This window comes from Nocardia miyunensis NBRC 108239 (assembly GCF_001613065.1).
In the GTDB taxonomy this organism is placed as follows: Bacteria; Actinomycetota; Actinomycetes; order Mycobacteriales; family Mycobacteriaceae; genus Nocardia; species Nocardia miyunensis.
In genome coordinates this window covers 1-11,619 of record NZ_BDBQ01000044.1, presented here as the reverse complement: position 1 = coordinate 11,619, position 11,619 = coordinate 1, and the positions used below count along the sequence as shown (strand labels likewise).

General features: G+C 67.0%; 10 protein-coding genes. 4 read left to right on the top strand and 6 right to left on the bottom strand.

What is annotated here, in order from left to right; all coding sequences use genetic code 11:
• The first annotated feature begins 303 nt into the window (after positions 1 to 303).
• Both NM2_RS18640 and NM2_RS18635 read left to right on the top strand, forming a co-directional pair.
• Complete coding sequence (locus tag NM2_RS18640; protein ID WP_067670300.1) at positions 304 to 1,455, top strand: class I SAM-dependent methyltransferase; 1,152 nt, start codon at positions 304 to 306, stop codon at positions 1,453 to 1,455.
• A gap of 146 nt (positions 1,456 to 1,601) precedes the next feature.
• Positions 1,602 to 2,459 (top strand): Bax inhibitor-1/YccA family protein, encoded by an 858-nt coding sequence (locus NM2_RS18635; RefSeq protein ID WP_067670525.1) that lies wholly within the window; start codon positions 1,602 to 1,604, stop codon positions 2,457 to 2,459.
• Positions 2,460 to 2,550: 91 nt separating this feature from the next.
• Here NM2_RS18635 and NM2_RS18630 read toward each other — a convergent pair whose 3' ends face one another.
• The 3 genes from NM2_RS18630 to NM2_RS50230 are packed head-to-tail and all read right to left on the bottom strand — an operon-like array spanning position 2,551 to position 5,056.
• A complete protein-coding gene (locus NM2_RS18630; protein ID WP_067670298.1) occupies positions 2,551 to 3,438 on the bottom strand; it encodes an NAD(P)H-binding protein in 888 nt (295 codons plus the stop codon).
• Positions 3,426 to 4,430 carry a sigma-70 family RNA polymerase sigma factor gene (locus NM2_RS18625; RefSeq protein WP_067670296.1) on the bottom strand — a complete coding sequence of 335 codons (1,005 nt, stop codon included), beginning with the start codon at positions 4,428 to 4,430 and terminating at the stop codon, positions 3,426 to 3,428. The genes NM2_RS18630 and NM2_RS18625 overlap by 13 nt, the downstream gene beginning before the upstream one ends.
• Positions 4,427 to 5,056 carry a nuclear transport factor 2 family protein gene (locus NM2_RS50230; RefSeq protein WP_169816190.1) on the bottom strand — a complete coding sequence of 210 codons (630 nt, stop codon included), beginning with the start codon at positions 5,054 to 5,056 and terminating at the stop codon, positions 4,427 to 4,429. The genes NM2_RS18625 and NM2_RS50230 overlap by 4 nt, the downstream gene beginning before the upstream one ends.
• Positions 5,057 to 5,339: 283 nt before the next feature.
• On the opposite strand from NM2_RS50230, the gene NM2_RS18615 reads away from it, so the two are divergent.
• Entirely contained in the window at positions 5,340 to 6,119 is a 780-nt protein-coding gene (locus NM2_RS18615) for an alpha/beta fold hydrolase (RefSeq protein ID WP_067670292.1), read from the top strand.
• Positions 6,120 to 6,307: 188 nt separating this feature from the next.
• On the opposite strand, the gene NM2_RS18610 is transcribed toward NM2_RS18615, so the two are convergent.
• The 3 genes from NM2_RS18610 to NM2_RS18600 form a co-directional block, all read right to left on the bottom strand.
• Complete coding sequence (locus NM2_RS18610; protein ID WP_067670290.1) at positions 6,308 to 7,528, bottom strand: acetyl-CoA C-acetyltransferase; 1,221 nt, start codon at positions 7,526 to 7,528, stop codon at positions 6,308 to 6,310.
• Between the two features lie 163 nt (positions 7,529 to 7,691).
• Complete coding sequence (locus NM2_RS18605; protein ID WP_245718101.1) at positions 7,692 to 8,588, bottom strand: SGNH/GDSL hydrolase family protein; 897 nt, start codon at positions 8,586 to 8,588, stop codon at positions 7,692 to 7,694.
• Positions 8,589 to 8,867: 279 nt separating this feature from the next.
• Positions 8,868 to 9,338, bottom strand: a complete 471-nt coding sequence (locus NM2_RS18600; protein ID WP_245718113.1) for a hypothetical protein — start codon at positions 9,336 to 9,338, stop codon at positions 8,868 to 8,870.
• A 125-nt stretch (positions 9,339 to 9,463) separates the two neighbouring features.
• Between NM2_RS18600 and NM2_RS18595 the strand changes: the two genes are divergently transcribed.
• Positions 9,464 to 10,861 carry a cystathionine beta-synthase gene (locus NM2_RS18595; RefSeq protein ID WP_067670523.1) on the top strand — a complete coding sequence of 466 codons (1,398 nt, stop codon included), beginning with the start codon at positions 9,464 to 9,466 and terminating at the stop codon, positions 10,859 to 10,861.
• The last annotated feature ends 758 nt before the right edge of the window (positions 10,862 to 11,619 follow it).

Sequence of the window (11,619 nt, the reverse complement as noted above, 5' to 3'; positions counted from 1 at the left end):
AGCGGCAAGACGTTCGGCAATAGTGAGTTTCGTGGCCAACAGTGTTGTGCGGCAATGCCTTCGGAGAGATGTGTGCAGCGATCAGTTTCCGTTCACGTGGCCGGGACGATACGGTCGGCACGATCTGCCGAGGGTTGTGCGGCGAAATGCTTCGCGGTCCCCAGCTTCGGGTCAGCAACCCTGTGCCGACGCGTATCGTCCGGCCGCGATCCATGCTCGGCTGTTACGTATGGGGCGGATGGTGGAGGGGTCAACTGCCGGGGTCGGCGCGACGGCATGGCAACGATCTAGCACACTGTAGGGGTGCACGAGGTCGACGACGTACTGGGCCGGTTGCGGCGATACCCCGACGTGGAAGCGGTGAACCTCTACGCGGTCGATGCCGCCGACCGGCTGATTCTCGATGCCGCGGCCGACGCGCTGGCCGCGGCGGGGCACGGCCGGGTCGCGGTGGTGGACGACGGGTACGGCGCGCTCACGCTGGGCGCCATCGCCGCACACGATCTGCGCGGTGTGCGGGTGCATCAGGATCTGCTCACCGGCGAGCTCGCGTTGTCGCACAACGCTCGTACGGTCGCGCTCGCCGACCGCTACACCACGCACGCGCTCGATCGCGAACTGCTGGACGGTGTGCGGGTGGTGCTGCTGCGATTGCCGCGAGCATTGTCCGGATTGGCCGAAATCGCCGATGCCATAGCCCGTTACGCAGATCCCGAGGTACAGGTGTACGCGGGCGCCCGGGACAAGTACCTGACCCCGGCGATGAACGAGGTTCTGGCTGAATCGTTTTCGTCGGTGCAGGCCAGCCGGGGGCGGCAGAAGTCGCGGATTCTGTTGGCGCGCGGGCCCAGAGCAGTGGGCGAGCCGCCGTATCCGATTCGCAAACAGCTCGGCGAGCTGGAGCTCGAGGTGGTCGCGCACGGTGCCGCGTTCTCCGGTCCGCGCCTGGACATCGGCACGCGATTCCTGATCGAACATCTGCGGCGGATGAAACCCGACGCCCGCGATGCGATCGATCTGGGTTGCGGCACCGGGATTCTCGCGGTCGCGCTGGCCAAGGCGCGCCCGCACATGACGGTGATCGGCACCGACCAGTCCGCGGCGGCGGTGGCCTCGGCGCGGGCGACCGCGACGGTGAACGGCGTCGCGGATCGGGTGCGGGTGGTGCGCGACGACGCGATGTCGGCCGTGCCGGACAACAGCGCGGATCTGGTGCTGTGCAATCCGCCGTTCCATGTCGGAGCCGCGGTGCACACCGGATCGGCGATCAAGATGTTCACCGAGACAGGGCGCGTGCTGCGACCGGGCGGAGAGCTCTGGACTGTCTACAATTCACACCTGAACTACCGGGGTGTGGTGGAGCGTTTCGTCGGGATGACCGACGTGGTGGGACGCAACCGGAAGTTCACGGTGACTCGATCTGTACGAGGGATGCGGGACCCGCGCGCGGACTAGGTTTCGTGCGCGCGGATTTTTCAGCCGGTACAGTCTGTTTTGTCCGATTTCTGTCCGGTTGGGAACTTGTCTTCCCCGCGACACGTTGGATACTCAGAACGGCCACGATCGCCGTGGACCGCGACTTCCGGAAAGGCACGAGAACGGTGCGCACAACAAGCAACCCGATCTTCAGAAACTTGCCGCAACAGCAGCGCGGCGGCGGCTACGCCGGGTTCGGTTCGCCGACTGCCGGTGCCACGCAATTCGACCAGTACGGCCAGCCTTATCAGCAGCCCTACCAGCAGCAGCCGTATCAGCAGGCACCGGCCACCCGGCCGATGACCATCGACGATGTGGTGACCAAGACCGGCATCACGCTCGGCGTGGTGACCGTCATGGCGATCATCTCCTACGCCCTGACCTCGATGAACAACGGCCTCGCAGGCCTTTTCGTCGGCGTCGGCGGGTTGGTCGGCTTCATTCTGGTGATGGTCGCGAGCTTCGGCCGCAAACAGGACAACCCGGCCATCGTGCTGAGTTACGCCGCCTTCGAGGGGCTGTTCCTGGGTGCGCTGTCGTTCGTCTTCACCAATGTGAAGTTCGGCGGCGTCGGCGGGGCGAGCCTCATCGGTGAAGCCGTGCTCGGCACCTTCGGCGTGTTCTTCGGCATGCTCGTGGTCTACAAGACCGGCGCGATCCGCGTCACGCCGCGATTCACCCGCATGATGGTGGCCGCCATGATCGGCGTGCTGGTCCTGGTGGTCGGCAACGTGATCGCGAGCTTCTTCACCCCCGGCGGCTTCGGCCTGCGCGACGGCGGCCCGCTGTCGATCGTGTTCAGCCTCATCGTGATCGGTATCGCGGCGTTCAGCTTCCTGCTGGACTTCGACGCCGCCGATCAGCTCATCCGCGCCGGTGCGCCGGAGCGCGCGGCCTGGAGCGTGGCTCTCGGCCTGACCGTCACCCTGGTCTGGCTGTACATCGAGATCCTGCGCCTGCTGAGCTACCTGCAACGCAATTAGCGCGGTCTCGCACTGAGATCCGAGTAACGGGTGGTCGCCGAATAGGCGGCCACCCGTTCGCATTCCCGGGCGTCTGTTCGCGGCGTCGCGGTCAGGCCGCCGCCTCCGCGGTGAAGTCGGCCGCGTGCCGACGCGCGAAATCCGCGAAGCTGGTCGGTTCCACACCGAATTCGTGATGGGTGGACAGATTCACCTGCGACTCCGGTGAGGCGTAGCGGCCGCGATAGATCTCCTCGAGCAGATCCACGACCTCCGGCGGCAACCCCTCGGCGGTATGCAGCGCGCGTTTGCGCTCGAGTGTCACCTCTTCGTAGCCGAACGCGCGGCCGGTGGCCGCACTGATCCGATCCGTGATCTCGGACATGGTCAGCGCCTCGGGCCCGGTCATGTCGAACGCCCGCCCCTCGATCCCGTCGGCTCCCATCATCGCCACCGCCACCCTTGCGATATCGGCGATGTCGACCGGCGCGAGCCGACTCTGCCCGATCGGCATGACCAGCGCCCGGCGTTTCGCATCCACTCCGGTGAGTGTGCCCGGGAGATAGAGCTGCATGAACTGGCTGGGGCGCAGATGCGTCCAGGCCAGTCCGGAATTCTCCAGATAATTCTCGATCTCGAGATGCCAGCGGGTGCCGCGGAATGCCTGCGGATCGAAGGTCGTTCCCGACTCCTTCCCGCTGAACTTGACGATGTGCCGGACCCCGGCCGCGGCGGCGGCATCGATGAAGCGGCACTGGGTTCGGACCATGTCGCCGCGCGGCGAGGAGATCATCAGCGCGCGGTCGATGCCGTCGAACGCGGCGGTCAGTGACTCGGCCACGGTCATATCGCCGCGCACGACCTGGACGTTCGGGAGCTCGCGCAACCAGGGTGCGGCGTCCGGATCGCGGACCAGGACGCGAACCGGAACCGCCTGCCGGGCGAATTCCCGGACGACGATGGAACCGGACAGCCCGGTGACGCCGGTCAGGAGATGCATGATGTGCTCTTTTCTTGCGCTGGAACGGAATCGGGTGCGGTGTCGCCGGGCGCCAGATGGGGCAGTCCGACGCGGGGGAACAGGGTGGGGTCGTGGATCATGTCGATGCGCGCGATCCCGGCCGGGCCGAGGGTCAGCAGCTGTAGTGCGTGCGCGCGGTGCACGCCCCCGTGGCCGCGGGTGTAGAGGCCGAAGGCCGGTTGGCCGTTCGCGGCGGCGGGGGCCAGATATCGGCCGTCCGGTTCGGTGAGCCGGGTCCGCAGGAAGCGCGCGATGTGCTCGCGTCCGCGGAACCAGGACGGCACCGGCGGCATCTCGAACACCGCGTCCTCGGCGAGGATCTCCACCAGACCGTCGATATCGGCGCGGGTGAACGCGGCGGCATAGCGATCGAGCAGGGTGCGACGCCGGGCATCCTGCGGTTCGGTCAGGTCGTAACCGTGCGGCGCGGTCTTGGCCAGCTGCGCCCGCGCCCGTTGCAGTGCGCTGTTGACCGCGGCCGTGGTGGTGCCGAGCAGATCGGCGACCTCGTCGGCGCGGAACATCAGCACCTCGCGCAGGATCAGCACCGCGCGCTGGCGACCGGGTAGATGCTGCAGCGCGGCGATGAAGGCCAGCCGCAGGGTGTGCCGGGCCGCCGCCACCTCCGCCGGGTCCAGCTCGGCATCGGAAACTGGTTCCACCCAGGCGATTTCGGCTCGACGCGACTGCAACGGCCCGGTCGGGTCGGTCACCGGTCCACCCAGCCCGGACGGATACGCGCGACGCGCCCGGCGTTCGATCGCCCGCAGACAGGTGTGGGTGGCGATCCGGTACAGCCAGGTCCGCAGCGATGCGCGGCCCTGGAATCCGTCGTAACCCCGCCAGGCGCGCAGATAGGTTTCCTGAACCGCGTCGTCGGCGTCGTGCGGCGAGCCGAGCATGCGGTAGCAGTAGGCGAACAGTTCGGTGCGATAGCGCTGTGCGGCGACATCGAACGTCTCGGTGGTCACCGCGGCAACCGCGCGGTATCGAAAACCACTGTGTCGGAGGCGATTCGAGAGCCACGCACGGTGATGTGGTCGACGGTGCGCAATGTGCCGAATGGGCCGGTGTGCATGTCGTAGACGACCAGCGCGCGGTCGTCGTCGCCGAACGCGTCGAGGACGTCCACCCCGGTCACCGCCGCGGCGAACTCCCCGATGGCGGCGGACACGTCCGCGACACCGGTGAGATGCGTTCGGGGACTGTCGAATACGACGTCCTCATGCAGCATGCCGGTGACGGTCGGCAGATCCCGGCGCCCGAATGCCTCGACGAACGCCACCGCGACGGGCACGCTCGCCGGGACGGGGCGATAGGCGCCGATCACCGTCGCCGTCTCCGCTTCGGGCCCCGTCACGACCCGCGATCCGATATCGCGCTGGAACCGCTGGAAAGCGTCGAGCTGCGACAGCGCGCCATCGGCGGCCGTCGCGGTGTGCACAAACTGCCCCGAATCGCCCAGCTCGAACGCGGAATAGGTCACCTCCGCGGGCTGCTCGCGAGTCAACTGCGCGAATACCTCCTCGATCAGCCGCCGATTCTCCGCCCTGGCGTCCTCGCGGGTCCGGTATCGCACCACCACTGTTCTGTCCATGTCGTACTCCTTCGAATCCGTAGCGGTCACTGATATAGATCCGGAGGGGCGCTCGAACTCATCGGTGCGGCGAGTTCCGCTTTGCTCGCGCTGTCCATGCCTTTGCTCGCGTTGTCCACGCCGCGACGACGTGGCGAATTTTCTGCAGAGGGGCGAACCGTCGGACTCCAACTGCCGGTGAACCATGTGACAGCGCGGGGACCTGCTCGGGGAGATCGACTGATCGCGCACAGTATTGTTGGCGGTCGGCCGATTTTCGTATGCGTGAGGAAGGGGATCAGCGATGCCCTACGCGGAGGCCGGTGACGGGGTTCGTCTCGCCTGTCAGGGCGAGGGTGACGGATTTCCGTTGCTGCTGCTGTCCGGGCAGTCCAACAATCATCACTGGTGGGACGGCATTCGCGAGGACTTCCACGGATCGCATCGCACCGTCACGTTCGACTATCGCGGTACCGGTGACAGCGATAAGCCTGATATTCCCTACAGCACAAGGGGATTCGCCGAGGATGCGATCGCGGTGCTGGACGAGCTGGGGATCGATCGGGCCGATGTGTACGGCACGTCGATGGGCGGGCGGGTAGCGCAGTGGATCGCGGCGGAATATCCCGGACGCGTGCGTGCCCTCGTGCTGGGCTGTACGTCACCGGGCGGGCGCCACGGCGCGGATCGCGGAAACGACATCCGCCGTCTGCTCGCCGATCCGGCCACCGCGCGACAGACGCTGCTGGATCTGATGTACACACCGGACTGGCTGGCCCACACCATCGGGCCGTATCAGACGCTCGGCGATCCGGCGATGCCCTCCTATGCGCAACGTCGTCATCTGATCGCGAGTCACCGGCACGACGCGTGGGATGTGTTGCCCACCATCACCGCGCCGACTCTTGTCGTGCACGGTGCGGACGACCGGTTCAACCCCGCGGCGAACGCGCCGCTGCTCGCCGAACGAATTCCGGGCGCGCGCCTCGAGCTGATCCCCGGCGCGCGGCATGCGTACTTCGAGGAATTCCGTTCCATCGCAAGCCCTTTGGTTCGGGACTTCCTCGCCTCGGCCATCGCGTGAGGTGAGTGCTCAGCCGTGTGGGCGAGGCGTTGCTCGAGCGTTTCGGCGCGTCGGCCGAGTGTATCGAAGGGCTAAGTGAGCGTGGTGACGAGCTGTCCGAGCATGGCGAAGGGCGCCCGCTCGAAGCGGTCGCCCTTCGTCGAAATGCGTTGTCCCGGTTTATCTTCCGGAATTCAGGCAGGCGCGGTCTAGCTCAGGCGCTCCAGCACCATCGCCATGCCCTGGCCGCCGCCGACGCACATGGTCTCGAGGCCGAACTGCTTGTCGTGGGTCTGCAGGTTGTTGATCAGGGTGGCGCTGATGCGGGCGCCGGTCATGCCGAACGGGTGGCCGAGGGCGATCGCGCCGCCGGAGACGTTCAGCTTGTCCAGGTCCATCTTCAGCTCGCGGGCCGAGCCCAGCACCTGCACGGCGAAGGCCTCGTTGATCTCGTAGAGGTCGATGTCGTCGATGGTCTTGCCGGCGATCTTCAGCGCCTTGCGCACGGCCTCGATCGGGCCCAGGCCCATGATCTCCGGGGACAGACCCGACACGCCGGTGGACACGATGCGCGCCAGCGGGGTCAGGCCCAGCTCCTTGGCCTTGGTATCGCTCATGATGACCAGCGCCGCGGCACCGTCGTTGAGCGGGCAGGCGTTACCGGCGGTAACCGTGCCGTCGGGACGGAAGACCGGCTTGAGCTGGGAGATCTTCTCGTAGGTCGTGCCGGGGCGCGGGCCGTCGTCGGTGGAGACGACGGTGCCGTCCGGCAGGGTCACCGGGGTGATCTCGCGCTCGAAGAACCCGGCCTTGATGGCCTCCTCGGCCCGGTTCTGCGACCGCACGCCCCAGTGGTCCTGCTCCTCGCGGGAGATCCCGGTGAACTGGGCGACGTTCTCGGCGGTCTGGCCCATCGCGATGTAGATGTCGGGCAGCTCGCCGCTCTCGCGCGGATCGGTCCAGCCGCCGGAACCTCCCTCGGCCCGCTTGACGGTCCGGGCCTCGGCCTCGGCGAACTGGCCGTTGTGGGTGTCGGGCCAGCCGTCCGAGGTGCCCTTCGGGAAGCGGGAGACGGTCTCGACGCCGGCGGAGATGAACACATCGCCCTCACCGGCCTTGATCGCGTGCAACGCCATGCGGGTGGTCTGCAACGAGGAGGAGCAGTACCGGTTCAGGGTGACGCCGGGCAGGAAGTCGTAACCCAGCTGGGTGGCGACGACCTTGGCCATGTTGAAACCGGCCTCGCCGCCGGGCTGACCACTGCCGAGCATCAGGTCGTCGATCTGGGTCGGATCCAGCGCCGGGACCTTGTCCAGGGCGGCGCGGACCATCTGCGCGGCGAGGTCGTCCGGACGCATGCTCACGAGGGAACCCTTGCCCGCGCGGCCGATGGGGGAGCGGGCGAAGGAAACGATGACGGCCTCTGGCATGAGGACTCCTTTGTCGGGCGAGTGAACGACCGGGCGGTCATTCGGTACTCGAGTGCGGAATTCCCCTCCGAACTTACGTCGCCGGGATCGGGGAACCTACACCCGGTATGCCGTATTCCGGTATGCGGTGATCCGGCCTGCACCCGCCGCCTATTCGCCCCGGTCAACCGGTCGGTGACGACGCGCCTGCTCGGTGGTGGTTATCCGTCCGGGCCGTGGCCACGGCGTGTGTCCGCCGATCGGCGATTTCGCGCAGGACCGCGGGCAGCAGATATCCGGCCGCCAGTTCGTATCCCGCGGCCGAGGGGTGGAAACCGTCGGCGGAGAACAGGACCTCGGGTGTGCTGCGGAAATCGCGGCCCAGCAGATCACCCATCCGCACCGCGCATCCGCCCGCGGACCGGGTCGCCGCAACCTGGGCTCGGGCGAGCCGGACGCTCCAGCCGTGCACGAGGGTGCGCAGCGGCTGCGGGATCGCCGCCACCGTGCCCAGGTCCGGGCAGGTGCCGACCACGACGACACTTCCGGCCTTGTGCAGGCGCTCGACCGCGCTGCCCAATCGATGCGCGGACTGCAGCACCGAATGCTTCTTCGTGACGTCGTTCGCGCCGACCAGGATGACCGCGATGTCCGGTGGCGGACCGGCCACGAACATCGCATCCACCTGTCCGGCAAGGCCTTTCGAGGTGGCACCCGAAATGGCCTTGGTGCTCAGGCGGATTCGACCCCCGGTCGCCTCGGCGACACCGCGGGCGATCCGCACCCCGGGCACCTCCTCGGCGCTGTGGCAGCCGACTCCGGCGGCGGTGGAATCGCCGAAGATCATCAGATGGATGTCGAAAGGCGTTCCGGTGCGCCATGATTCGGGTGCGGCGCATCCGGCGGTGTAGATACCGTCTGCTTCAGGGGGTTTGGCGGTGTCCCGCCCGATCAGCGTGCGCGCGGCCTGCGCCTGTGACATCAGCAGGCGGTAGGTCGCCCACGAGGCGGTTCCGGCCCCGGAACCCGCAACGACTGTCGCGGCACTCGTCACCGCGAATGTGCGCCAGCCTTTTACCACGGCAGTGCCTCTCCGTCCTCGTTATCGGTTTCGTCCCTGTTCATCGGCCTGCTCGGCCGTTCGCATCTATCGTGCACCATCAACTGCCCGCGAGCACCTCTCGAAATGTCAGCCGCACTCTTTGCCGGAACTCGCACCCCTCTCAACGGCCTTTGGCAGGTGCGGGTTCCGCGACCGTGTGCGTGTCCGATTCCCGGTTCGTGCCGGCGCGCCCACACCACATAGACAAACGCACCCCGTCCGAGTGGACGGGGTGCGCCGAGCGAGTGGGTGCTGTGGTCAGTGTCCCGGAGGGGCCGGGACGTCGAACGTGCCGTGGCTGGGCGTGCTCAGGCTGTCGGTGGTGACGGTGACGTCGATGCGGCCGGGACCGGTGTTCTGGTAGACGGCGTAGAGAATGCTGCCGTAGATGCCCGAGACGACGTTCACCCGCCACTGGCCGGCGGCGCCGGTGTTCAGATTGCGCCAGGCGACGGTGGTGTTCACGTTGCACAGCGGGGCCAACGGGTACGAGCCGGAGCCGACGCCCTGGATGGCCCGGGCCTGGACGTTGAACACGGCCCGGCCGGCGTAATCGGGGCTGGTATCGGCCCAGGTCCGGATATTTCCTCCGCAGACTCCGCCGTGGAACAAGCTGGGCGTCTGCGGGAATTCGGTGGTTTGTGCGCCCGCGACAGCGGACGACGCGATCGCGGCCGCGGCCCCGAGGGAACCGAGCACGATTGCGGCATTGCGGGCGGTCTGAGGCATCCTCACGCCCGAGATGATAGGGGAGTTCGTTGTCGAGTGCCCCCGACGCGCGCTTTCAAAGGTATGAGTGCGATGACTGCGGGGTCACAGCAACACTGTCGGTTACTTCTGGAACGATGGGCGGCATGCGCATCGCGAATCACGTCGTCGAGCTGATCGGCAACACTCCGCTCGTTCGGCTGAACTCGGTGGTGGGGCCCGAGTCCGGCCTGGTGGCGGCCAAGATCGAATATCTGAACCCGGGCGGCAGCTCCAAGGATCGCATCGCGGTCAAGATGATCGAGGCCGCCGAGGAGCAGGGCCTGCTGAAGCCGGGCGGCACGATCGTCGAGCCGACCTCCGGCAACACCGGTGTCGGCCTGGCGCTGGTCGCTCAGCAGCGCGGCTACAAATGCGTTTTCGTCTGCCCGGACAAGGTCAGCGAGGACAAGCGGAACGTGCTGCGCGCCTACGGTGCGGAGGTCGTGGTGTGCCCGACGGCCGTCCCGCCCGAGCATCCGGACAGCTACTACCAGGTCTCCGATCGTCTGGTGCGCGAGATCCCGGGGGCGTGGAAGCCGGATCAGTACTCCAACCCCGGCGGTCCGGCCAGCCACTACGAGACCACCGGCCCGGAGATCTGGCGCGATACCGAGGGCAAGGTGACGCACTTCGTCGCGGGTGTCGGCACCGGCGGCACCATCACCGGCACCGGCCGGTACCTCAAGGAGGTCTCCGGCGGCAAGGTCGCGATCGTCGGCGCGGATCCCGAGGGTTCGGTGTATTCCGGCGGCACCGGCCGGCCGTACCTGGTCGAGGGCGTCGGCGAGGATTTCTGGCCCAGTGCCTACGATCCGGCGATTCCGGACGAGATCATCGCGGTCTCCGATGCGGACTCCTTCGAGATGACCCGCCGCCTGGCCCGCGAGGAGGGCCTGCTGGTCGGCGGGTCCTGCGGTATGGCCGTGGTGGCGGCGTTGCGTGTGGCCGAGCGCGATCCGAACGCGGTCGTGGTGGTGCTGCTGCCCGACGGCGGCCGCGGCTATCTGTCGAAGATCTTCAACGATCAGTGGATGAGTTCCTACGGTTTCCTGCAGTCCCGTCTGGACGGCAGTACCGCCGAGCCGACCGTTGGCGACCTCCTGCGTGGCAAATCCGGGGCAATTCCCGATCTGGTGCACACCCATCCCCAGGAGACGTTGCGCGACGCCATCGAGATCCTGCGCGAGTACGGCGTGTCGCAGATGCCCGTGGTGGGCGCGGAGCCGCCGGTGATGGCCGGTGAGGTGGCCGGCAGCGTCAGCGAGCGTGATCTGCTCTCGGCGGTGTTCGAGGGTCGCGCACATCTCACCGATCCGGTGTCGAAGCATATGAGCCCCTCGTTCCCGCTGATCGGTTCCGGCGAGCCGGTGTCGGCGGTGACCAAGGAGCTCGAGTCCACCGATGCGCTGATGGTCGTCGAGGACGGCAAGCCGATCGGCGTCATCACCCGACACGATCTGCTCGGCTTCCTGAGCACCTCGGGAATCCCCGCCGTGCACTGAGCGTGATCGCCAGCTGATTGCCGGATCCTCGACTCCGTTCGAGGGTCCGGCTTTTTCGTTATTCAGCCGTGTCCGAAGAGGGCTGAAAACCGGACAAATCGGGTCTTTTCATCACGACACGCTAACTTTTTCTGTGATCTGGCGCACTCGTCGCTATCAATCAAACTCCCCGCTCAGAGCTTGATAGCGAGTGCGGATCGTGGGCAAACGGCCCTAGAAACATTATCTGTTCATCTTCAGTTAGGTTTACGTTAACCTACCGCAATCATCCTGTGACCTCGTTGGTTATCGGACCGCATGTCCGGATTACACACGAGGAGGTGTCAACGCTATGCGGAATACGACCGAGCTTGTCGCGCCACCCGGCGCCACAGTCGCAGCGTTTGCCGCCGCGGGCGTGAACATCTCTCGCGTCGCCGCGCCACCCGGCAACCGCTGAGTCGCGTCGTATCAGCGGGGAGTCAGAGTCTCCCCCTTTTCTGAGCCCAACAGCATCCAGCACCCGGGCGAGCCACCACAACGGTGTCAGCGCTGTTCAGTGCTGCCTGCTGCAGGCCGGCAACGGCCGAAACCCAGAGTAGGAACCACTTCGCATGTCCATCAAGTCCAGTAGAGCCAAGGCGGTCGCGCGTACTGCCGGATCCGCCACCCTGGCCGTGGCCGCCCTCGCCGCCATCACCTCGGCTGCCGGGCAGCACACCCCGCAGGTTGAGCCCGTCGCCCTGGCCTCGACGATCGAGCAGGCGACCCATCCGGCC

What these genes read in the sequence shown, in the direction of transcription:
- NM2_RS18630 (WP_067670298.1), bottom strand. Translation starts at nt 3,438, where the DNA reads ATGCATCTCCTGACCGGCGTCACCGGGCTGTCCGGTTCCATCGTCGTC.
- NM2_RS50230 (WP_169816190.1), bottom strand. Translation starts at nt 5,056, where the DNA reads ATGGACAGAACAGTGGTGGTGCGATACCGGACCCGCGAGGACGCCAGG.
- NM2_RS18615 (WP_067670292.1), top strand. Translation starts at nt 5,340, where the DNA reads ATGCCCTACGCGGAGGCCGGTGACGGGGTTCGTCTCGCCTGTCAGGGC.
- NM2_RS18610 (WP_067670290.1), bottom strand. Translation starts at nt 7,528, where the DNA reads ATGCCAGAGGCCGTCATCGTTTCCTTCGCCCGCTCCCCCATCGGCCGC.
- NM2_RS18600 (WP_245718113.1), bottom strand. Translation starts at nt 9,338, where the DNA reads ATGCCTCAGACCGCCCGCAATGCCGCAATCGTGCTCGGTTCCCTCGGG.
- NM2_RS18595 (WP_067670523.1), top strand. Translation starts at nt 9,464, where the DNA reads ATGCGCATCGCGAATCACGTCGTCGAGCTGATCGGCAACACTCCGCTC.